21 protein-coding genes and 1 pseudogene are annotated in these 22,137 nt (G+C 40.2%); 2 read left to right on the top strand and 20 right to left on the bottom strand.

Features of this window, described 5'->3' with window-relative positions; translation table 11 throughout:
• Positions 1–180 precede the first annotated feature (180 nt).
• The 6 genes from AB6M99_RS00845 to hrcA all read right to left on the bottom strand — a co-directional run bounded on the left by AB6M99_RS00845 (position 181) and on the right by hrcA (position 8,053).
• Complete coding sequence (locus AB6M99_RS00845; protein ID WP_369350946.1) at positions 181–1,467, bottom strand: hypothetical protein; 1,287 nt, start codon at positions 1,465–1,467, stop codon at positions 181–183.
• Positions 1,468–1,501: 34 nt separating this feature from the next.
• Positions 1,502–2,203, bottom strand: coding sequence for a hypothetical protein (locus tag AB6M99_RS00840; RefSeq protein ID WP_369350944.1), 702 nt, complete (start codon positions 2,201–2,203; stop codon positions 1,502–1,504).
• Between the two features lie 231 nt (positions 2,204–2,434).
• Positions 2,435–3,571, bottom strand: a complete 1,137-nt coding sequence (dnaJ, locus tag AB6M99_RS00835; RefSeq protein WP_369350942.1) for a molecular chaperone DnaJ — start codon at positions 3,569–3,571, stop codon at positions 2,435–2,437.
• A gap of 524 nt (positions 3,572–4,095) precedes the next feature.
• Positions 4,096–5,919 carry a molecular chaperone DnaK gene (gene dnaK, locus AB6M99_RS00830; RefSeq protein ID WP_121835820.1) on the bottom strand — a complete coding sequence of 608 codons (1,824 nt, stop codon included), beginning with the start codon at positions 5,917–5,919 and terminating at the stop codon, positions 4,096–4,098.
• 533 nt (positions 5,920–6,452) lie between these two features.
• On the bottom strand, positions 6,453–7,016 hold the full coding sequence (grpE, locus tag AB6M99_RS00825) for a nucleotide exchange factor GrpE (RefSeq protein WP_121835821.1): 564 nt from the start codon (positions 7,014–7,016) through the stop codon (positions 6,453–6,455).
• 2 nt (positions 7,017–7,018) lie between these two features.
• Positions 7,019–8,053 carry a heat-inducible transcriptional repressor HrcA gene (hrcA, locus tag AB6M99_RS00820; RefSeq protein ID WP_121835822.1) on the bottom strand — a complete coding sequence of 345 codons (1,035 nt, stop codon included), beginning with the start codon at positions 8,051–8,053 and terminating at the stop codon, positions 7,019–7,021.
• A gap of 834 nt (positions 8,054–8,887) precedes the next feature.
• Between hrcA and AB6M99_RS00815 the strand changes: the two genes are divergently transcribed.
• Both AB6M99_RS00815 and AB6M99_RS00810 read left to right on the top strand, forming a co-directional pair.
• The gene (locus AB6M99_RS00815; protein WP_121835823.1) at positions 8,888–9,109 is read left to right on the top strand and encodes an AbrB/MazE/SpoVT family DNA-binding domain-containing protein; all 222 of its coding nucleotides are present in this window, start codon (positions 8,888–8,890) and stop codon (positions 9,107–9,109) included.
• Positions 9,106–9,514: pseudogene (locus AB6M99_RS00810) on the top strand (type II toxin-antitoxin system death-on-curing family toxin). The gene AB6M99_RS00815 and the pseudogene AB6M99_RS00810 overlap by 4 nt, the downstream one beginning before the upstream one ends.
• 178 nt (positions 9,515–9,692) lie before the next feature.
• On the opposite strand, the gene srtB reads toward AB6M99_RS00810, so the two are convergent.
• From srtB to AB6M99_RS00740, 14 genes are all read right to left on the bottom strand, one after another.
• The gene (gene srtB / locus AB6M99_RS00805; protein WP_245962709.1) at positions 9,693–10,526 is read right to left on the bottom strand and encodes a class B sortase, LPKTxAVK-specific; all 834 of its coding nucleotides are present in this window, start codon (positions 10,524–10,526) and stop codon (positions 9,693–9,695) included.
• A gap of 89 nt (positions 10,527–10,615) precedes the next feature.
• Positions 10,616–11,041 (bottom strand): hypothetical protein, encoded by a 426-nt coding sequence (locus tag AB6M99_RS00800; protein ID WP_121835825.1) that lies wholly within the window; start codon positions 11,039–11,041, stop codon positions 10,616–10,618.
• 649 nt (positions 11,042–11,690) lie between these two features.
• The gene (locus AB6M99_RS00795) at positions 11,691–12,413 is read right to left on the bottom strand and encodes a histidine phosphatase family protein (RefSeq protein WP_121835826.1); all 723 of its coding nucleotides are present in this window, start codon (positions 12,411–12,413) and stop codon (positions 11,691–11,693) included.
• A 280-nt stretch (positions 12,414–12,693) separates the two neighbouring features.
• The gene (locus tag AB6M99_RS00790) at positions 12,694–13,740 is read right to left on the bottom strand and encodes an alcohol dehydrogenase catalytic domain-containing protein (RefSeq protein WP_121835827.1); all 1,047 of its coding nucleotides are present in this window, start codon (positions 13,738–13,740) and stop codon (positions 12,694–12,696) included.
• Between the two features lie 156 nt (positions 13,741–13,896).
• Complete coding sequence (locus AB6M99_RS00785; protein WP_121835828.1) at positions 13,897–14,253, bottom strand: MerR family transcriptional regulator; 357 nt, start codon at positions 14,251–14,253, stop codon at positions 13,897–13,899.
• 126 nt (positions 14,254–14,379) lie between these two features.
• Positions 14,380–15,243 carry a hypothetical protein gene (locus AB6M99_RS00780; RefSeq protein ID WP_369350936.1) on the bottom strand — a complete coding sequence of 288 codons (864 nt, stop codon included), beginning with the start codon at positions 15,241–15,243 and terminating at the stop codon, positions 14,380–14,382.
• A 5-nt stretch (positions 15,244–15,248) separates the two neighbouring features.
• Positions 15,249–16,073 (bottom strand): SDR family oxidoreductase, encoded by an 825-nt coding sequence (locus tag AB6M99_RS00775; RefSeq protein ID WP_369351185.1) that lies wholly within the window; start codon positions 16,071–16,073, stop codon positions 15,249–15,251.
• Positions 16,074–16,083: 10 nt separating this feature from the next.
• A complete protein-coding gene (locus tag AB6M99_RS00770) occupies positions 16,084–16,605 on the bottom strand; it encodes a DinB family protein (protein WP_121835831.1) in 522 nt (173 codons plus the stop codon).
• A 9-nt stretch (positions 16,606–16,614) separates the two neighbouring features.
• Positions 16,615–18,141, bottom strand: a complete 1,527-nt coding sequence (locus tag AB6M99_RS00765) for an ABC transporter permease/substrate-binding protein (RefSeq protein ID WP_369350933.1) — start codon at positions 18,139–18,141, stop codon at positions 16,615–16,617.
• Positions 18,134–18,862: an ABC transporter ATP-binding protein gene (locus AB6M99_RS00760; protein ID WP_369350932.1), complete on the bottom strand. Its 729-nt coding sequence runs from the start codon at positions 18,860–18,862 to the stop codon at positions 18,134–18,136. The genes AB6M99_RS00765 and AB6M99_RS00760 overlap by 8 nt, the downstream gene beginning before the upstream one ends.
• The gene (locus AB6M99_RS00755) at positions 18,849–19,310 is read right to left on the bottom strand and encodes a MarR family winged helix-turn-helix transcriptional regulator (RefSeq protein ID WP_121835834.1); all 462 of its coding nucleotides are present in this window, start codon (positions 19,308–19,310) and stop codon (positions 18,849–18,851) included. The genes AB6M99_RS00760 and AB6M99_RS00755 overlap by 14 nt, the downstream gene beginning before the upstream one ends.
• A gap of 46 nt (positions 19,311–19,356) precedes the next feature.
• On the bottom strand, positions 19,357–20,319 hold the full coding sequence (locus tag AB6M99_RS00750) for a zinc-binding dehydrogenase (RefSeq protein ID WP_121835835.1): 963 nt from the start codon (positions 20,317–20,319) through the stop codon (positions 19,357–19,359).
• Between the two features lie 189 nt (positions 20,320–20,508).
• On the bottom strand, positions 20,509–21,846 hold the full coding sequence (locus tag AB6M99_RS00745; RefSeq protein WP_121835836.1) for a PFL family protein: 1,338 nt from the start codon (positions 21,844–21,846) through the stop codon (positions 20,509–20,511).
• A gap of 10 nt (positions 21,847–21,856) precedes the next feature.
• On the bottom strand, positions 21,857–22,123 hold the full coding sequence (locus tag AB6M99_RS00740) for an ACT domain-containing protein (protein ID WP_121835837.1): 267 nt from the start codon (positions 22,121–22,123) through the stop codon (positions 21,857–21,859).
• Positions 22,124–22,137: the final 14 nt, after the last annotated feature.

Raw genomic sequence — 22,137 nt, 5'->3', positions numbered from 1 at the left:
AATGAAAAAATCAGCAAGAATTTCTTCTTGCTGATGGGTTATAGCGATATAACCTTTTACTATCATATCTTTCAGATTTATTGTTCTACCCTTTAATTTAACTTTATATGATATGGCGAGACCAAAAATGTCCTCAACGAATTTTTATTCCTTTTGTCACACCCTTGAGATAACTCTCATCTATTCCTTCATTTTGTTAATGTTAATTTCATATTTTCCTAAATCTCCATTTTGAATCAGTTGGATTGTATATTTTTTCCCTTTATTGAGTTCAAATTCGTTTCTATAGTTCCCACTAATTGGATTATCATACTCATCAAGTACAGCAATATCAGCAACATCATTTGTCAAAGAAATGGAATAACTGCTCGTAGCGGATGGAATGAATCTATAGTTGTGTACCTCTTTTGAAAAACTCATTTCATCTGTTAACGTTGTTTCTTGCAAAATATCGCGTTCAGGTTTGGCATAACCTATTTTAAGGATATAATTAGTCAAACCTTTTTCTTGATGCACTGAAATCACATATTCTTCATCTTTTTCCAAAGCAACCGTTGTAGAGGATTGATAAGAAGATATTTTTCCTAACTCTTCTTTTAGTTTATTTGAAATGACTACAGATATGTCAGTGTCTGCCATTTTATCAGTAATTCCAAATCCATAAATTCCTTTTTCTGGCGCTTTAAAGGTATAGTGATTCACTTGATCTATAAATTCAATACTGTCTTTAACTTTAGTATAATCATCTACTTTCTCGATAGGTTTTTGAACTCCAATATTTAAGGTATAGTTACTCAACTCATAACTTGAATAATGACGCACTCCTAATGTATACGTTTCATGCTCTTTTAGTTCAAAAGTGAAACCTTCATACCCTACTCTATCTAATTTATTACCTAAACCATCTAGGACATAAACCTCAAAACTTGAACCTGCAACAACATCTGATAATTCGAAGTGATAACTCCCATTTCTTGCAACAGTATAAGAATAAATATTTGCTTGCCCAGGAAAAACAATAGAGTCTTTCACAGTCGTACCTTTTGATATATCTAATATTTTCTTAGCAACAGTTACTTTCAAACGATATGATAAATCAGATCCACTTCGAGCAACTTTTATTTTATACGTTTTTCCAGCTTCTAACTCTACTCCTTTTCCCTGCATGTCAAGTTGTGCAATTTGTTTACCTGACTCATCTAGTAAATCAACATCTAAATAACTTCCCTGCTTTATATCTAAAAGTTCAAAATAATATATACCTGTATTAGGCGCAATATAAGAATATTCTTTTTCCTTTGCCTGTTCTGTTACTGTATCTTGTCCTTCTCCCGGAAAGTAAACAACTTGATTGACTTCATTTTCAACAACTTCTTCATCTAATAAAGGTTTTACAACTAAAGTTTTTTCTTTCTTCTTAATTTGTTTGCTTTCTAATTTAGTAGCTGATAAAGATGTTGATACCACTTTACTCTCTTTATTTCTATTAAATCCAAAAATTTCAGTAACCTGTTGATAGCCCACTGTCAAAAGAACAATTAGTGCCACATAGAACAATAATTGAAACTTGTACTGAAAAATGAAAGAATGCAAAAATGAAAGAATGCAAAAATGAAAGAAGCCATTTTATCAAATAAAAAGGTAATAATAAAATATTAAAAAGTTTATTTTTAGAATTTCCTCTAAATACATTTTTAAAGTAGTCCTTGATTACAATCCCTTTATAGCTATTTTTCAAAGCCAAAAAGTCCATGATATTACTTTCTCTAATTAAACTAAAGATGGTAATAGGAATTGTCAACCAAACTGCACTAAGCACAGAAACTTTATCAATGAAATACAATTGAACAATTGTCGGAATTATCAAACTTAAAACAACTAAAATTAACTCATTAAAAAACTTGGAAATTTTAAGATAGTAAGATTTCATAAAAGCTATCTTATACTCTTCAAAATCAATTTTTTCTGATGAAAATTCTGTTGCTAAATTTTCCTTAACTTGTTTACTCTTTAAAATATCATCTTTTATCACTTTTAGATCTACAAAATTTTCTAAAGCTTCATCATCAACAAGAACATTAATCTGTTCATTTGTGATTCCTGTATCTTTATAGACTCTCTCTAAAAAATTCTTAGTTGCCAACTCAATATTATTCTCTTCACGAAAAATTTCAATAGATTTTAATATTTTTGAAACTGCCATAATACCTCTCCCTATATTGTCCTAAAACTGCTTTGTAAATATTCTCACATATTTTATCAAATATTTCAATCACTTCTGACAAAATACTATACAGACACCTGTATAAATTCTAATGTTGTTTGAAAAACATACAAAAATAGCAATTTCAGAAATATAATACCGACGTTTTCCACCACAAATTTTCTAGTATAAAATTAAAAAACAGAGGAACAATCCTCTGCATAAATATATCTATATTTCTTCCCAAGCGTCTTTTACCTTGTCAAAGAAACCTTTTTTCTTTGGCTGAACTGTTTTCATGCCACTTGCTGCCGCAAAGGCTTTAAGAGCTTCTTTTTGAGCGTCATTGAGTTTTGTTGGTGTCACAACGTTGACTGTCACATGTTGGTCTCCTTGAGCGCCACCACGCAATCTTGGTGCTCCCTTACCTTTCAATCGGAAGGTTTTTCCAGTTTGCGTTCCCGCTGGGATGGTCATTTCCACATCGCCATGAACGGTAGGCACTTCCACAGTATCTCCTAGCGCTGCTTGAACAAAGTTCAAATCAAGACTGTAGTAAATCGTTGTGCCGTCACGTTTAAATTTGTCGCTTGGTTTGACGTTTATAATGACATAGAGGTCTCCGTAAGGACCGCCGTTGAAACCAGCTTCTCCTTGTCCTGTTAAACGAATTTGTTGGCTTGTTTCAACACCTGCTGGAATTTTAACAGAGACTTTATGAGCACGTTTTTCGTGACCTGTTCCACGACAAGTTTGACACGGATCTTTGATTTCTTTTCCACGACCATGACAGACGTCACAAGTCACTTGACGACGCATCATACCAAGTTGCGTTTGCGTATCCACATTGATAACCCCTTGACCATGACAACGACCACAAGTTACAGGACTTGTACCTGGTTTGCAGCCATTACCACCACAGGTGTTACACTCTGACTCACGTTGGTAGCTGACTTCTTTTTCCGTTCCAAAGATGGCTTCTTCAAACGTCAAGTCAACACGGTAGTGACGGTCATCACCTTGACGAGGGGCATTAGGATTACGCATCCCTCCGCCTCCTCCGAAAAATGATGAGAAGATATCTTCAAAGCCACCGAAACCACCAGCACCTCCAAAGCCTTCAAAACCACCGCCGCCGAAGCCACTATTGGCCCCCGCAGGACCATATTGGTCGTAAGCCGCACGTTTTTGTTCATCACCTAATGTCTCGTAAGCTTCTTGAACATCCTTATATTTCTGCTCAGCACCAGCCTCCTTGTTAATATCTGGATGGTACTTTTTAGACATCTTACGATAAGCTTTTTTAATTTCGTCTTGCGAAGCGTTTTTAGAAACGCCAAGACGATCGTAATATTCCGTATTGTTCATAATTAAGATACCAAGGGCGTTAAGCGGACACTGCAAAAATAGGAGATTTGACAACGGATGCTGCATCCTAGAAAAATCTATCTTTTTTGCACAGTCCGTAGCCCGGGTTCATTTCCTTTCTATAAAGGTTTCATTTTTGGACAAGACCTTAAGTCGCGTGGGGCGTAAGCGACCTTCTTCGGAATTCCATTCCTTTTTGGCAAAACTATCCCAGCCTCTTGAATTTTTAGGGTAGAGATGATTTGACGCTTTCGCTACGACGGATTTATCCGATTAGACGGTCTTCGACCGCTTTAACATTATCGCTTTTACCCAAAAACAGAGGCTGGGATTCAACCTCTGTGATTGTTTTTGTGTTACGTCGAAAGAATATTCTCTCACTCGTTTCTAGTTTTCACCAAGTGGGTAAAGCCAGCTAAACTGAGTTCGAGCTAAGAACTTCGGAAAAAAGATAGATTTCCTAGGGTGCAAGCACCCGTTGTCAATCTCCTATTTTTCTGTCGTTCTTTTTACGCTCTCACATCTTATTTTTCAGTAAACTCTCCATCAACGACATCGTCACCTGCGTTGTCAGTTGATTGTGCACCTTCTGCACCACCCGCTGCTTGTTGTGCTGCGGCAGCTTGTTCGTACATTTTCACTGCAAGAGCTTGTGCTTTTTCATTAAGCGCTTCAAGTTTCGCTTTCATGTCGTCAAGGTTGTTTGCTTCTTGCGCTGCTTTCAATTCGTCAAGAGCTGCTTGAGCGGCATCACGTTCTGCGTCGAAGCCTTTGCCTTCTGTTTCTTTGATCGTTTTCTCAGTTGCAAAGATAGCTTGGTCAACTTCATTACGAAGGTCAACTTCTTCTTTACGTTTTGCATCTGCTTCAGCGTTAGCTTCTGCATCTTTCATCATGCGTTCGATTTCTTCCTCAGAAAGACCATCATTTGATTTAATCACAATATGTTGTTCTTTTTGTGTTCCAAGATCTTTTGCTTTAACAGATACGATACCGTTTTTGTCGATGTCAAATGTCACTTCAATTTGTGGAATACCACGAGGAGCCGCAGGAATGTCTGTCAATTGGAAACGTCCAAGCGTCTTGTTGTCTGCTGCCATTGGGCGCTCACCTTGAAGAACGTGGATATCAACGGCTGGTTGGTTGTCTGCTGCAGTTGAGAAGACTTGTGATTTAGATGTTGGGATAGTTGTGTTACGGTCAATAAGTTTTGTAAAGACACCACCCATTGTTTCGATACCAAGCGACAATGGTGTTACGTCAAGAAGGACAACGTCTTTAACATCACCAGTGATTACACCACCTTGGATAGCAGCACCCATAGCAACAACTTCATCAGGATTAACTGATTTGTTTGGTTCTTTACCAGTTTCAGCTTTAACAGCTTCTACAACGGCTGGAATACGAGTTGAACCACCAACAAGGATAACTTCGTCGATTTCTGACAAGCTCAAACCTGCATCTGACAAAGCTTGACGAACTGGAACTTTTGTACGCTCAACAAGATCACGAGTCAAATCATCAAATTTCGCACGAGACAAGCTCATTTCTAAGTGAAGAGGACCAGCAGCGCCAGCAGTGATGAATGGCAAGCTGATTTGTGTTTGAGTCACACCTGAAAGGTCTTTTTTCGCTTTTTCAGCAGCATCTTTCAAACGTTGAAGCGCCATCTTGTCAGCTGACAAGTCAATACCGTTTTCTTTCTTGAATTCTTCTACCAAGAAATCAATGATTTTTTGGTCAAAGTCGTCACCACCAAGTTTATTATCACCAGCAGTAGCCAATACATCGAAGACACCATCACCTAATTCAAGGATTGAAACGTCGAATGTACCACCACCAAGGTCGAATACCAAGATTTTTTCATCTTTGTCCGTTTTGTCCATACCGTAAGCAAGAGCTGCTGCAGTTGGTTCGTTGACAATACGCTCTACTTCAAGACCTGCAATTTTACCAGCGTCTTTCGTTGCTTGACGTTGCGCATCGTTAAAGTAAGCTGGAACAGTGATAACTGCTTTTGTTACTTTTTCACCAAGGTAATCTTCTGCGTAACCTTTAAGGTATTGAAGAATCATTGCTGAAATTTCTTGTGGAGTGTATTCTTTACCGTTAGCAGAAACTTTTTCAGAAGTTCCCATTTTTGATTTGATTGAGATAACGGTATCTGGGTTTGTTACCGCTTGACGTTTAGCCGCATCACCAACAATGATTTCACCGTTTTTGAATGACACTACTGAAGGTGTTGTACGGTTACCTTCTGGGTTTGCGATGATTTTTGATTCAGTTCCTTCAAGAACTGCTACTGCTGAGTTTGTTGTACCTAAGTCAATACCAATAATTTTAGACATAATATAAGATACCAAGAACGCCGAGAAAGCGATTAGAATTTTAGGAAATCAACGCAGTCTGCTTGCACACAAGGCGATTTATCTAAATTCCGAGCTTTCCGTTCGGGTTCAATTCCTTTCATTTTCCTCTTTTATGTTAATGTTTTCTTTTAATATTTTCCTTAAGTTGTGGGGACAGGAGCGACCTCCTACGGAGTTCCATCCTTAATTCTTGAGCCTATGGTCTCAAGAATTTCCTCATAACGGTTACTGACGCAACTGTTACTCTCACCACGAGCGGAAAATATCGTACTTTGCTCACTTCGTTCGCTTCATTGCTGACGCGTCCGAGATAGCAATTTTATTTCTTATTGTCATAGTTTACCGTCATTTCGGACGAGATTATTTTATTTCGATGCCGTTACTATTGGATAGTTGCGACGTGAGATAACAAAATCGATATCATTTTGTTATCGAGCTAGTAAGGAGTCTAGGCAATCCGCCATAACGGTTGCCGTCTAATGATGAGCCATTTTAATGGCCATCATTAGTGACTAGTTGTACACCACCACCATAGCTGGTCTCAGTAGGCGTTCGTGAAGTTTGTAGCCTTTTTGGAAGACTTCAGCGATAGTGTCCGCTGGGTGTTCGTCATCTGCTGGCAGGGTTTGAACAGCCATGTGAAGATTGTGGTCAAAGGTTTCTAAAGCAACTTCTTCAACCCCTTCTTCTTTCAGCGCTTGGATAAGGCTATCACGCGTCATTTCAAGGCCTTTTTTGACATCGTCTGTCAGACCTTCAACAGCTAGGGCACGCTCTAAATTATCCAAACTTGGCAAGATTTTTTTAGCCAAGTCTTGTGAGCGATAGCGTTGCAATTGTTGACGCTCTTCATTAGCTCGGCGCTGAATGTTTTGCATTTCGGCATGCGCACGGAGGTATTTATTTTCAAAATCCTCAGCACGCTCATTAGCCAATTCTAATTCTGATTTTTCAGGAACTTCTGTTGTCTCTTCCACCACTTCCTCAGCGGTTTCGACAGCTTCTTCCTGAAGTTCTTCGTTTTTTACTTCTTCTGACACAAGGTGCCTCCTTAACTTCTTAATAAATGCTTTCATCTCTAATGCACTTCATAGTGGTTACTATTGAGATAGCGATAGTAATCGGTCAACTTAGCAACCATCACGCGGCTGATAATATTGATGAGACTCACTATCCTACGATAATCCATCTCGACAGGACCAATCAAGCTCATCAGCGCCATCCCCCGGTAAGGAATAAGAAATTGATGGCTAATCACCGTCAACTCCGATAGCGCAGGCTCCTTGCTCTCTGCGACTTGCACTTTGGTCATTTGCTCTTGGGAAATGGCAGAGCGTAATTCTAGTGCGACCCTTTGTTCATTATCTAGGAACTGATAGATGGCTAGATTAGCATACGTTAGCGCAGCTATTTTTCCAGCAACAAAAACCGTTTCCTTAAAGAGATGACTAAAAATGTAATCAAAAAGTGGTAAGACATTATCGATGGTTTTAAAATACTTTTGAACCACCTGAGGAATTTCCGTCCTCAGCTTATAATGGATGTCTAGCACCGCTTTTCCCAAAAAACGCTCATCGATCAACGCTTTAAGAGTGACTAAATCACTGGTCAAGAAATTTTTAGGAATCGCAAACTGCACCGTCACAGGTTTAGACTCATCAAGGGTTAGTACCGCCAGCGCATCGTGGCTCGACAATTGAACGATGTCAAAGCCTGTTAGCCTCTGACGAGTCGGCTCAACATCCTGAACAATCGCTGTATAACCTGTCATTTCCGACAATAGGTTGCTCGCCGCACCGAGAATGTCATCCAGTTTAAACGCTTCAAAATCAAAAGCCTTTATCACCTCATAGACATCCTGCTCATCAATGCTATCTAGATTCAGCGAATGCGTCACAAAATATTGAAAGCCAGCTCGACTAGGCAGACGCCCACTTGACGTATGAGCTTTCTCCAAGAAACCTAATTTCTCAAGCTTTGCCATGTCGTTTCGAATCGTGGCAGAACTCGAAGCAATCAAATCCTGTAAGGCTTTTGAGCCAACCGGCTCACGCGTCTGTGTAAACATCTGAACAATCAAATTCAAAATGTCATTCTGACGTTCAGTTATCATGAGAGACGTCACCTTCTTTCATCTTAGCACTCTTTATATCTGAGTGCTAACTCATGATTCTATTATACTCTTTTTTATGCCCTTGTCAACAAAATTAGCACTCTTTTTACAAGAGTGCTAAAAATCGGTCTAGAGACCTAGTATCATTTTGATTAAGCCATTAAACAGCTATCATACTGCCTGTTGCGCCAATCAGTTATCTTAATATTTAGGAATATTTTTATCCTTAACAAAAATCAAAAATTACTTTTTAAAGTCAATTAGTTTTTATTTAGTATTTTTGTTAACACTTCTCCTAATGTGGTGTGGGGCGGAAGCGACCTCCTACAGAGTTCCATTCCTTCTTGGCAAGCCTAGATCTCACTCTCTGGTTTCTTAGCTTAGGCTGAAACTGTCCACTGGACAGTTTCACTCCCACATCCGCACAGCCCCAAAGGTCTGGGAGACCTTTGGAGGTTGGAAATAAGATGAACGAAGTTCATCACATTCGTATAGGATGGCCGCTAACGATTGCGTGGTAGCAAAATAGTCCAGTGGACTATTTTAGGTGGACACTTGAAAATGAAAAAGTGTCCAGTTAGGACTTCCAATCAACCACTGCGTCAATCTGTTAATGTTAATGCCATTAAAAATAGAAGGTTGAGATATTTTATGTCCCAACCTCTTTTTCTATGTTTAGAGATACCAAAGGTTAGTCTAAGTGTCAAGTAAAACACTAACATACTTAACATTTATATCATTCGAAAGTGATAATGTAATTGAAAGAACCATGTATTTACTTTACTTTTTTGTATATTCATTTTATAATGTATATACAAAAAACGAGGTGGAATCATGAATGTTATTTTAAGAAAAACAGGAAACAGCACTGTCATCACAATTCCAAATAAAATTAAAGAAACACTTGGAGCAGAAATTGGCGAAGAAATTGAATTTGTCACTTCAGGAAATAATGTCATCATCCGTAAAGCCAAGCCAAAATTTGATTTCGACAGAGAACTAGAAAAAGCAATGAACCAATACGATGAACTCTTGAAAGAATTGGTGGATAGATGAGGTATCTAACTGCTGAAGATATTATCAAAATCAATGTTATGGTTATTGGGAAATATTCTCCCAAAGAACCCGTTGGAATAGCTGATCCTAATAGCTTGCAGATGATTATTGAACAGCCTAAACAAGAGATTTTTGGAAAAACACTCTATCCAGATATTTACAGCAAGGGGGCTATCATCTGGATAAACTTGATTAAGAAACACCCTTTTTACAATGCCAATAAACGAACTGCCGTTCTTGCCTTACATATGTTTCTAGCAATGAATGGCTATCAGTCCCATCTCTCACTAAGTGATGGACTGAAAAAAAACAATTGAAATTGCTACATTTCAGGGAGACTTCGAAGAATTAAAGGAAACAATGATTCATTTTCTCAAACAAGATGGAAATATAACTAAATTATAATTAAAAAGTGGTCCCGCGTTGTAAAATGACGTGCAACAGAAAAAGACATATTCGTCTGATATGCCCAACTCAGTATAGAAAGGCAGATGGACATGTCCAATATTCACTCTAGCAAAAAGTCTTCATATTCTCATCTAAAAACCCCATTTCCAATTATGGAAATGGGGTTTTAGCAAGATTAACGAGTTGGTGTATAAGTTAACTGATCACCATGTTTTTCCAAGAATTCTGGAAGTTCTTCGTCTGGAATTTGACGCATGTAAAGATTGCTACGGATGGTATCATCATCTTCACGGCAAGTCGAAAGAACAAGGTATTTATCATTTTCGTTAATCACGATATTTTTATTGCTTGTATGCGACTGCTTTTGAACTTCTGTCAATTGCTCTTTAAATTCAGCTTTGCTTGCAAACTCTGTTTTATAGAAAGCTGTCGTCTCAGGGACAATAATCAAGAAGGCTGCTTCATAATAGTATTTACGCTCAGGTGTCTCAATAACGACATAAGGGTGTTCATCAAAAAAAGCTTGATCATCATAGTAATTAACCACCTTGAACATCCGATGGTCAGGAACCTTACTTCCACGAGCATGGCCAAATAGCCATGTCAACTCATCATCAAAATTTTTAGAATTGTCCATATCCATAAAGACAGCACCTAACAAGGGAACATTCTCACCTTCAAAGGTTTTGTCAAGATAGGTCGCATTGTCTGTCGTTTGAACAACAGGTTCATCTAATAACGTTCCAGGAGCATAAACGTAACCTACTGTTTCTGAGTTAGTCGCTGATAATCCAGCAAAGCGGTTAGCTAGATATTCTTTTTCTTCAGCACTAACAGTATAGGTTGCCTTCTTGGATTCAGATTTAGTGGCTTTTTGCTCTGTTTTTGGAAAATTACCAGTATTCGTGTTAGAGGATTGGTTTTTATTAAAGAAGAAGTAACCACCAATAGCAACTAGAGCAACTGCTAAGATAGAAAATAAGACTGGAAATAATTTTTTATTTTTCATTTGTCGTCTGCTTGTCATCATGTATCCTTATCTTTTTACTAAAAAAGCTGTCGTATAAGACAGCCTTTTTTTATGAAAATAATCTTAAATTATTTTACTGCAGATGTTTTTGGAAGAGCTTTAGAAGTAGTAGCAGTTTTAGCAGCTTTTACAACTTTAGCTTCTTTTTTAGTTTCAGCTTTTGGAGCTTCTTCAGCTTTTTTGTCTTCAGCTTTAGGTGCAGTTTCAGCAGCACCTACTTTAGCTTGAACGTCTGCAAGTTGAGCTTTAAGAACGTTGATTTCAGCAACTTTAGCATCGTATTCTTTTTGAGCACGAGCCACTTCAGCTTCTGCGTCAACTACAAGAACTTTAGCTGCATCAAGTTGCTCGTAAAGGAAAGCTTTAGCAGCAGCATCGTTACGAGTTGTTTGAGCTGCATCGTAGTTACCTTGGAAGTTTGGTCCTTGAGCTAATACAGGTGTAGCAGCTGCAAGTGTCAATGCTGCAAGTGATAAAAATGCAAATTTTTTCATTTTGAGAACCTCTTATTTTTTCTTTTTCTAGGATTATCATCCTAAAAAAATAATAATAATACACCTTTTTGTTATCGATGTCAAGGTTTTTTGTTTCTTTTTTGAAAAAAATTAAGTCATTTTAGGCTTTAAAGTTCCTTATTTATTAGAAAAAATCCACATTAGGACTATGTTTACTTTAAAATACTCTTCAAAAACACACAAAAAGCGAACAATAGTATATATTCATCTTTATGTATTGCATCAAAAACTGTATAAAATATGGTTTTTATAACTGAACAGGTGTCTAAAAACAAACGAGAGGCTATTGTCTATTTAAGAAAAAAGATGAGATTATCTTCCATAACAACTGTTTTTTTACTGTAGTCAACTAGCAGATAAAAAACATGCTACAGTTGCGACTTGTTTCTAATTTAATATCAAAAGAATATTTTATGCTTCGATTTTACTCAACTCGTATCATGTCATCACTTCTAGTTGAAATAATATACGTAACAACAATTTCTTTCTATATTTCTATTAAAAAATGCTACCAATCTAGGATTGATTATATTACGACTGATTGACTGTTGTCATTTTTAGGTCACTTCACAAAGTGTCAGAAAAAGGTGTAGAAGCACACACCTCTACACCTTTTTATCTCAATAGATTAGTTTAAAGCTAACAGCTCTGCCCCTTTTTCACGATAAGAGAGATCACCGATCGTCTCAATCGTGAATGCCCCATCTTCAAATGTGACTTGGGTAATGCTACCGTTAGCGATATAAGTCGATTTCACATAATCTGGGTCAATCAAGGATAGGAAGGTCCCAATCGTCATTCCATGACTGACAACAAGGACATCGCCACCACCGCCAGCTTCAACTTGCTTGGCAATGCTTGTGAAACCATCTAAAATTCTTCCGCTCAGCTGTTCCCACGTTTCAGCCCAACCAGCTGTATCAGCCTCATAGATCCCCTCAGCCATCTCTTGATAGCTTAACTCCTTGTGTGAACGGTTGAAAATACGTGGTAAGATGCCATGGAACAAATCAACATCAAAGCCACCATCCATACTGCCAAAACACCACTCACGAATGCGCTTATCTCTCGTATGAGGAAGGCGGGATAACTTCATCTCTTCTAAGATAATATCCAAGGTCAAGATTGTGCGCCCTAAGTCACTGGTATAAGCCGATTGGAAATCAAGCTGCGCCTCACGCAAACCACGCCCAAGCTCACGGATACCTCTTTCACCTTCTGCAGTTAAAGGCGTATCCGACCACCCCTGTGCTCTTCCAATAGTATTAAACATCGTCTTACCATGTCGTGCAATAAATAAACGTGTCGTCATAACATGTGTGGGGTAAACTAATAGATTTAAAATCTCCATTCAAAACCTAGCTGATCACCCATGTTCAGTCATCAATAGCTGAACGCTCTCCTTCTATTTAATTCTCTCCCTTATAGTTTACCATAAGTTGAACATAATACTAACTAAAACCTGTTAACCTCACTTCGTTTGCTGATTTATCAATGATGTTAGAAGTTCTAAAATGCCAATTTTGATTTTGGATGAGTATTACACCAATATTTAGCTAGTGTTAAAAAGAACCTATTACTCAAATTTATGAGTCGTAGGCTCTTTCATTTTATAACATCGAATAATTGACTTATTCAGCGACTACTAGCATTGACTTGATCGTTTTCCTATCTGCCATGTCTTGGTAGGCTTGGTTGACATCTGCGAGGTCGTAGATTTTGGTGAAGACTTTACCTGGGTTGATATCTCCATCTAGGACGGCTTTTAGAAGTCCACCTTTGACATAGGTTGTTACAGATGCTGATCCACCACCGAAGGAGATGTTTTGTGCGAAGGTTGAGCCGATAGCACGGTTATTATAGTGCGGTACTCCAACATAACCTACTCGTCCACCATTATGAAGCACACCTAGGGCTTGTTCGATGGCAGCTTCTGTACCGACACATTCAAGAGCTGCGTCAGCACCTCCGCCTAAGATTTCACGTACCTTGGCAATCCCTTCTGCACCACGTTCGGCTACGACAGCGGTAGCTCCTAGCTCAAGCGCGAGTTTCTGACGGTCTTCGTGGCGACTCATCATGATAATCTGAGAAGCTCCGCGCATTTTTGCCGCAATAACCGCACACTGCCCAACGGCACCATCTCCGATAACGACCACTTTGTCTCCTTTTTCGACCTGTGCCACGCGCGCAGCATGGTAGCCAGTTGGCATGACGTCAGCAAGGGTGAGGAGGGATTTCAACATGCCTTCAGAATAGTCTGATGGCTGTCCTGGAACCTTGATGAGAGCCCAGTTTCCGTAGTGGAAACGGAGATACTCAGCTTGGAAACCGCCACCCCAGTTGGTTGGGGCTGGGTGATTGTCACAAGTCCCGTCAAATCCAGCACGGCAGGCATCACAGTGACCGCAACCATGTGTAAAAGGAGCAATGACAAAATCACCAGGTTTTACCGTTGTAATGTCTGGTCCGACTTCTTCGACAATGGCTAGCGCTTCGTGACCAGAGTTATTGGTATGGTTATCACGCGCATCTCCGTGTGAATAAGACCAGAGGTCTGACCCACAGACACAGGCACGAACAATCTTTAAAATCACATCATCACTGGCTTGAATTGTTGGCTTTGCCACTTCTTCAATAATCATAGAGCCAGCTTTTTCAAAAATAGCAGTTTTCATTTTTTCTATATTCGGATAGCAGGGAAAACATCCCAACTATCCTACTCCTTTCTTTCGATAGTATCATCATACACCTTGGAGTGCACTCCAAGTCAAGTCCTAGTTCAAAAATCGGATTTGAGTAGACTATTTCGTTTTCTGCCGTTAGTCACTCCTCTATTCGTCAAATAATTCTTGCTCATGAGGGAGAATACCATTCTTGTAGTTGTCAATCTTGTACTGCAAACGATCACGCGCCTGCGTTAACTCTGCTAAGCGCTGATTCATGTCCTCTAACTGCTCAGATAACAATTCAATACGAGCTGGTACGGTCTGATCTCCTTGATTCAATAATTGAATGTACTCAATCAAAGGCTCCACGCCCACACCAGCATTACGATAGCAGCGGACAAATTCCAACAATTGCACCTCATGCTCTGTGAAATCACGGATTCCTGACGTATTTCTCGTTACAGGTGGAATCAAACCAATCCTCTCGTAGTAACGAATGGTATCTGCGGAAATCCCCGTCATTTCACTGACTTTTTAATATTCATGACCGCCTCCTTTCATCTTGTCCTTATTATAAACCTTGAAGTGCACTCCAAGTCAAGTAAAAACTAAAGGCGGACTTTAAAAAGTCTCGCCTTATTAGTATTGCTATCTCATTTTCATCAGAGCTAGTCGCTCTTGTTTTTTGATTTCTTCTATTAAATGATGAAATTCTTGCTGCGCAGTGATATTGTCTTTAGCGTCAAATTGCAGGTACTCAAGAAATACTGGATCTGTTCCTTTTTGCTGATAAATGTTGCCTTGAAAGAAATAGCGGCGCGTTTTTCGATCAATGGCAAGAAGGGACGAGCGCCAGCGGGCATTACTTTGATTATCAGGCTTCCAGCTGATTTTTAATTGTTTGTCTAGATAGTACCAGCCCATCAGTTGGAGCTTGATGGTCATTTTACGGACGGGATCTTGGTAAAAGCAGGGCAGTGAAAAGACTTGGTCACCGTCTCTTAAAAAGGGGTGAAAATCTTGGATTCCTTGATAATCTTCCTTAGGAACAAAGTTATCGCCTTCATGTTCTTTATGAAAAAGAGCTGAATGGGCGTCTCGAAAGGGATCGTAGGTGTCTGCGTCAGCTATTTTCCCAGACAATAGCCTATCAATCTCTTGAGGTTCATAGTAAGTAATGTAGGATTTGAGGTTCTTTCGATCACTTGGCACCTGTAAAATCTGAATCGAAATTTGCCCTCGATGAGGAACCGCTAATAAAGCTTGGTAAAGTTGTGATGGGGTAAAGGTTTTGATACGTTGCCAATTGTCGCTGTAGCCCAATTTTGATCGGTTCAACACGTACAGACTGTCTTTGTCATCCAACTTAAACACAATGATGAAGTAGAGGTTTTTACGATCTTTATTTCTTCTAAAAATCGGTGTCTGGTAGAGGGAGTCCTTTTTAAAGAGTTTTAAAAATTTACCAGCTGGGACAATTCTTATGTGATTGGTTTCTTTTTTTGACATCATTATGCTCACTCTAGAAACTGAGAAAGACTTGTTGCCTTTCTGCCCAAAACCCTCTCTATATCATGTGATACTCCAGCCTGTTCACCTCTGGCAATAGCCGTGTAAGTAGATACCCAACTGTCGTATTCCCAATCTTCTGCTTCCCAGACTTTACGAGAGACGTAGGCTTCGTCAACACTTGCTTCAACATATGAAATCTTCTTATCCCATATATTACTAATTTGCTCTGCCATTTCTGACAAGGTCAATTCTTCAGGACCCGTCATATCCAAGGTTTCATTTTCCCATTTTTCAGGATTTTGAAGAATGGCTAGCGCAACGCTGACAACATCGTCACGAACAACAGCAGACACCTTTCCCTTACCAGCGGGTCCTTTTATCTCACCGTAAGTATTAGCCAAATCAACAAAGAAATCCATATAAAAATTATCACGTAAAAAGGTATAGGTAAAACCATTTTGTTTGATGTAATCCTCAGTCATGGCATGGTCACGCGCCAAGGTAAAGGTCGCATCAAGAGCTGCGTTGTAAAAACTTGTATAGATAATATGGTTGACCCCAGCCGTTTTTGCGGCATCAATCAAGTCTTTATGTTCTTTGACACGATTAACTGACTCTCGTGCTGATACCATAAAAAGAACATCCACACCAGATAGACTATCAATAGTGATTTGGCTATTATCATAATAAGCTCTGTGAATGGTCGTGTGAGGTAAGACCTCAACAGCCTCTGGTCGGCGAGCTAAAAGTCTAGCTGAAATTCCTTTTTCTGATAAACCACGTGCCAACTGACTTCCTAAATGTCCAGTCACTCCAGTAATAGCAATCATCATTTCCTCCTTAATCTGTCAATCCCAAAAGGCGACGTGCATAAAAGACCTGACCTGAGTGCATGGTCACATCATCTAAAGTTGATACCAAGCGTACCCCACGAGTTACCGCTGGTGTCCAAGACTCATCCACAATATCATCAAGGCTGTCTTCAGTCAGACTGTCAATATAAGCAACTGCTTGCTCTTTTGCTGCCTTGAAATAAGCAAAGAGATCGTCAAAATTATCCACTGTGATGGTTTGTGCCTCTTCTAGCGTATGTAACCAACTTGGATTTTGACTTTTGTTTTCTGGTAACTTTGTCTTCCAATCTTGGTGATAAAGCCATTCGGTACCAGCTAACTCTGCTATCTGAATATCCAAGACCATTGCCGTGTGCCAAAGTAGCCAGGTCATTGACTTAATCTGCGGAGCAATTTGTGCAGCTGGAAAGGCATTAGCCTGCTCCACAGTCACACCTTCAAAAGCTCTTCCAAACCGCTCGTAGGCGCGTGTGAGGTCATCAATCAATAATTCTTTGTATCTTGTCATCATTTTCTCCTAGTTTTCAATAAATCCATTTTCCACTAAATAAGTATGTGCGACTTCCGCCGCTGGTTTTCCTTTGACATCAACTTGGTAGTTCATCTCGGACATATCGCTCTCAGAAATTTTGCCAGCTAACCGGTTTAGGACTTTTTCCAGTTCTGGATACTTGTCTAATAACTCTTTTTTCAAAAGCGGTGCTCCCTGATATGGCGGGAAGAGCTGTTTGTCATCTTCTAAGACCACTAAATCATATTGCTTGATTTGACTATCTGTTGAATAAGCGTCAATAAGGTTCACATCTCCTGTTTGAATAGCTTGATAGCGAAGGCTTGGCTCCATAGTGTTTACCTTGAAATTTAATCCATACAGTTTTTGTAAGCCAGGATAGCCATCTGCACGGTCATTAAACTCCAATGAAAATCCTGCAACTAATTGGTCTTGTACCTTAGCCAAATCTGAAATTTTTGTCAGGCCATGCTCCTCTGCAAAGTCACGTGTCACTGCAAGAGCGTAAGTGTTTTGATAAGCCATCGGCCTTAACATGACCAGATTGTCCTGCGCTAAAATGCCTTCACGCGCTGCTTCAAAAACCGTTTCAGGGTCATTTGATAGTTGGGGCGAATTTTTCAATAAAGAACCTGTCACTGTCCCTGTAAATTCAGGATAGATATCAATCTGACCAGCTTTAAGAGCCTCGTAGAGAAAACTGGTTTTCCCAAAACTTGGTTTCAACTCAACCCTTATATCAGTGTCCTGCTCGATGAGTTCCTTATACATATTGATTAGGATTTCAGGCTCTGCCCCTAATTTTCCTGCAACGGTAATCGTTTCCTTAGTCGGTTCATTTTTGGGGAAAAGGGCTGGCGCATAGGAGACAAAGAGTCCAGACACAATGGCAAACAGGGTAACTAAAATGGTTCTCAGCTTTGCCTTTTCCAAAAGCTTCAAAACCGCATTAAAGAGGACAGCCAACACCGCAGAAGACAGGGCACCAAGAAGAATGAGCGAGGAATTGTTGCGGTCAATTCCCAGCATGATGAAGGAACCTAAGCCCCCAGCCCCAATGAGTGACGCCAAGGTTGCCGTACCAATAATCATCACAGCTGACGTCCGAATCCCTGACATGATAATCGGAAGACTGATAGGAACTTCAAAAGTTTTTAGCCGTTCCCACTTAGTCATCCCAAAAGCTGTACCGGCTTCAACCAGACTAGGATCAATGCTATCTAGGGCGGTAATGGTATTTTGCATAATCGGGAAAATCGCATAAGTCACTAGCGCTACTACCGCAGGCAACGTCCCAATTCCCATAAAAGGAATGAAAAGTCCTAGCAAGGCCAGAGAAGGTATGGTTTGAAAGATACCTGTCATTTGCAAGGACAGCTCTGCCCAGCGTTTATTTTTGCTCAGTAAAATAGCAAGTGGCACCGAAATCACAATAGCAATCAAAAGAGCAATCAAGGAAATTTGTAAGTGCTCAATCAAGGCTAGCAGCCATTCATCAAATCTATCTTGGAATGTCGTTATTAAATTAGTCATCAAGCACACCTCCAAATAATTCTTGAACAAAGGCATCAGCAGGGTGGCTTAACAGCTCTTGCGGTGTCGCTAACTGTACAATACGTCCCTGATTAAGAACGGCAATACGATCTGCTAATTCTAAGGCTTCGCGAACATCGTGCGTGACAAATATTGTCGTCATCTGAAACTCATCATGGAGTGCCTTAGTCAATTTCTGCAACTGTTCACGGCTAATCGGATCCAGAGCAGAAAAAGGTTCATCCATCAGTAAAAAGTTTGGCTCGGCAATAATCGCACGAACAATTCCAACCCTTTGTTGTTCACCACCCGATAAATCTTTTGGGTAACGGTTCAAGTAAGCAGCCGCAGGTAGTCCAACCTTTTCAAGTAAATCACGTGTTTTTTCTGCAATTTTGTCCTTACTCCAGCCTTTCATTTTTGGAATAACGGCAATATTTTCAGCCACAGTCAGATTTGGAAAAAGTGCAATTTGTTGCAAGACATAGCCCATAGACAGGCGCAGTTCACGTAAATCCAGTTGATTTTGTTGCTTGCCATCAATGATGATTTTCCCTTCAGTCAAATCAACCAGACGATTAAGCATCTTGAGAATGGTCGTTTTCCCTGAGCCTGATGGCCCAACCAAAACTAAGAATTCCCCATCCGCAATGTCAAATGTTTGATGGTCCAGAACGGTCTTACTTCCAAAGCGTTTCGTTACCTCTTCAAATCTTATCATAGGCCTTCTCCATTTCTAATTTCAAAGCAGCATTATACTTGGCAGTCAGGGCTGTCAGGGTCTGTTGTTCTTCTTCTGTCAATACCTGAACCGCTTCATTTTCAATACGATTGAGTTTCTCAACAACACTTGAGGCAAACTCTCTGCCTTTTTCAGTCAGAACGACTAATTTATGGCGTTTGTCACTGGCATTTTCTCGCAATTCGACATAGCCTTGTTTCTGCCAACTCTTAACAGTGGCATTGACAACCTGCTTGGTTGAGTACGTTTTCTCTGCTAGCAATTTTTGAGTCACATAGTTTCCAGTCGCTAGTGGATAATTCGTCACCCATAGCAAGAGCTGCAAGGATTTGCTTTGCATGCCATGTTTTCTCGCGTAGTTTTCATAAAGCGCAGCTTGTTCATCCATGATACGCACATAGGATTTCATTTCTAAATCGGTTTTCATAAGATTTCCTTTCAATTTGGTGACAGCACATCCATTATAAATGGGATTAGCGTTCTTTATTTCTCACAATGACTTTGCCAAATGCTTGTGAGCTTTCAAGATAATCATGTGCCAATCTGATATCATCTAGACTAAACACCTTCTCTGGCTTGACATCAATCTGATAGTGCTCAATCACGTCAAACAAGCTCTGCCATTGTTCCTCCGAAACATTACCAGAATAAAAAGTGGTCAGATAGATATTTTTTCTCAACTCATAAGTCGGGTCAAACTCTTCCAAATACCACTGGTTTCCCAGAAGCCCCGTGCTGCAAACAATGCCATACATCTCCATGTGAGCAATGGAATCTTTGATACTGCTTGGCCCTACTAGCTCAAACACCTTATGGAAGGTCAGGTCCGTTTCCAGTTTCCCATCCTTATCGACAATAACGCCATCATAGCCAACGGCTAAAAGCTGCGCTTCTTTCTGACGATTACGGACAGACCCATAAACCTGACACTTAGGGAAAATCGCCTTGACTAATTTTGTAAAAGCCACACCGACACCCGAAGAGGCTCCACGGACCAAAATCCGATCACCATCTTCTAAACGTAGCTGCTGCATAGACCCATAAGCTGTGAAAAAGGTTTCCGGAACAGCCGCAAATTCCTCCCAAGTCAAATTGGTTTCCACTGGATAAATTTGCTCATTTGGTACTAAAACATACTCCGCATAAGAACCATCAAAAGCTCGCCCCATTTCGCCCATAGTTGACAAGACCTTCTGACCGACAGGCAAGCGACTATGATCCGTCGTTTCAACAATTACTCCCACGCACTCTATACCAAGCACACGAGGAAAGGAGACGCTAGGAGAGTGACCTTGTCTCGTGAAAATTTCTGAACGATTAATGCCAAAACCTTTGACACAGATTAGGGACCACCCATTTCTAACCTTTGGAATGCTTTTCTCAACTAACTCTAAAACATCGGAACTACCTGGACGATTAACTACCACGGCTTTCATCACAACCTCCTTATTTAGTCAAATATTTTTACTATTTAAAGACATTGTACACTTCATCTGGAAAACAGTCAAACATTTTTACTATTTTTTTGAAAAAATAAAAAGAAGACTGAGAAAGACCCTTTTGAGTGTTTCTCCAATCTTCATTTGTTATTCTTATAAATTTCTCTACTGATATCTGTTGATGAACTAATTCTTAAAACTATGAATTGGTGCAGGAATCTGTCCGCCTCGATGGATGAAATCTGCTGATGAGTTCTGATTGACCTTCATAACCGGAGCTGTTCCTAAAAGCCCTCCAAACTCAATCATGTCGCCTTCTTTGCCTTTTGGAATAATGCGAACAGCTGTTGTCTTCTGATTGATGACACCGATAGCTGCTTCATCAGCAATCATAGCTGCAATAGTCTCATAAGGCGTGTCCTCTGGAATGGCAATCATATCCAAACCAACGGAACAGATAGCCGTCATAGCTTCTAGTTTTTCCAAGTTAAGAGAGCCACTCTGCACCGCCGCAATCATTCCCTCATCTTCTGAGACAGGAATGAAGGCACCTGAGAGTCCACCGACTTGGTTACATGCCATCACGCCACCTTTTTTAACAGCATCATTAAGAAGCGCAAGCGCAGCTGTTGTCCCGTGTGTGCCGACAGTTTCCAAGCCCATTTCTTCAAGCACACGCGCCACAGAATCACCTACTGCTGGTGTTGGAGCAAGCGAGAGGTCAACGATCCCAAACTTAACACCAAGGCGCTCACTCGCCATCTGACCGACCAATTGACCGATACGAGTAATCTTGAAGGCTGTTTTCTTGACCGTTTCAGCCACAACATCAAAGCTCTCACCACGCACCTTTTCCAGAGCACGCTTTACCACACCAGGTCCTGAGACCCCAACATTGATCACGACATCAGCTTCGCCGACCCCATGAAAAGCACCCGCCATAAAAGGGTTGTCTTCAACCGCATTGGCAAATACCACCAATTTAGCTGCCCCCATGTCAGAAGCGTCAGCTGTTTCCTTAATAATACGCCCCATGTCACGGACGGCGGTCATGTTGATACCCGACTTGGTTGATCCAATATTGACAGACGCACAGACCTTATCTGTCTGAGCTAGGGCTTGCGGAATGGAGTTGATGAGAATCTCGTCCCCTTTTTGGTAACCCTTTTGTACTAAAGCTGAAAAGCCACCGATAAAATCAACGCCAATCGTCTTTGCTGCACGGTCAAGCGCATGTGCTAGCGGAAGATAATCTGTCGCATTCGTTGCAGCTCCGATAAGCGCAATTGGCGTTACAGAGACACGTTTATTGACAATGGGAATCCCCAGCTCTGCTGCAATCTCATCACCCACCGCTACCAAATTCGCTGCCTTAGTTGTAATTTTGTCATAAATTTTCTGCGCAGCTTTTTCAATATCCGAATCAATACAATCCAAGAGGGAAATCCCCATCGTAATGGTCCTAATATCGAAGTGCTGCTCCTCAATCATATCAATTGTTTCACGAACTTGTCTAATATCCATAGGTCACCTCTTACAAATTGTGCATGGCGTCAAAAATAGCTGCGCTTTGAATATTGATTTTGACATTCAGCGTTTGTCCAAAGGCCTCCAAGTCGCTACGCAAAGCCGTGAAATCCTGTTTCTCCTCAGATGATACCACCGCCATCATGGTAAAATACTCATCCAAAACCGTCTGAGAAATATCATCAATGTTCAGATTTAGCTCAGCCAATTTACCTGCCACGCCTGCTACAATCCCTTTTCCATCTTTACCAACAACCGTTACAATAGCTTTCATATCAAACTCCTTAT

Source organism: Streptococcus hillyeri (assembly GCF_041081565.1).
GTDB lineage: Bacteria > Bacillota > Bacilli > Lactobacillales > Streptococcaceae > Streptococcus > Streptococcus hillyeri.
This window is presented reverse-complemented; position numbering and strand designations above follow the sequence as displayed.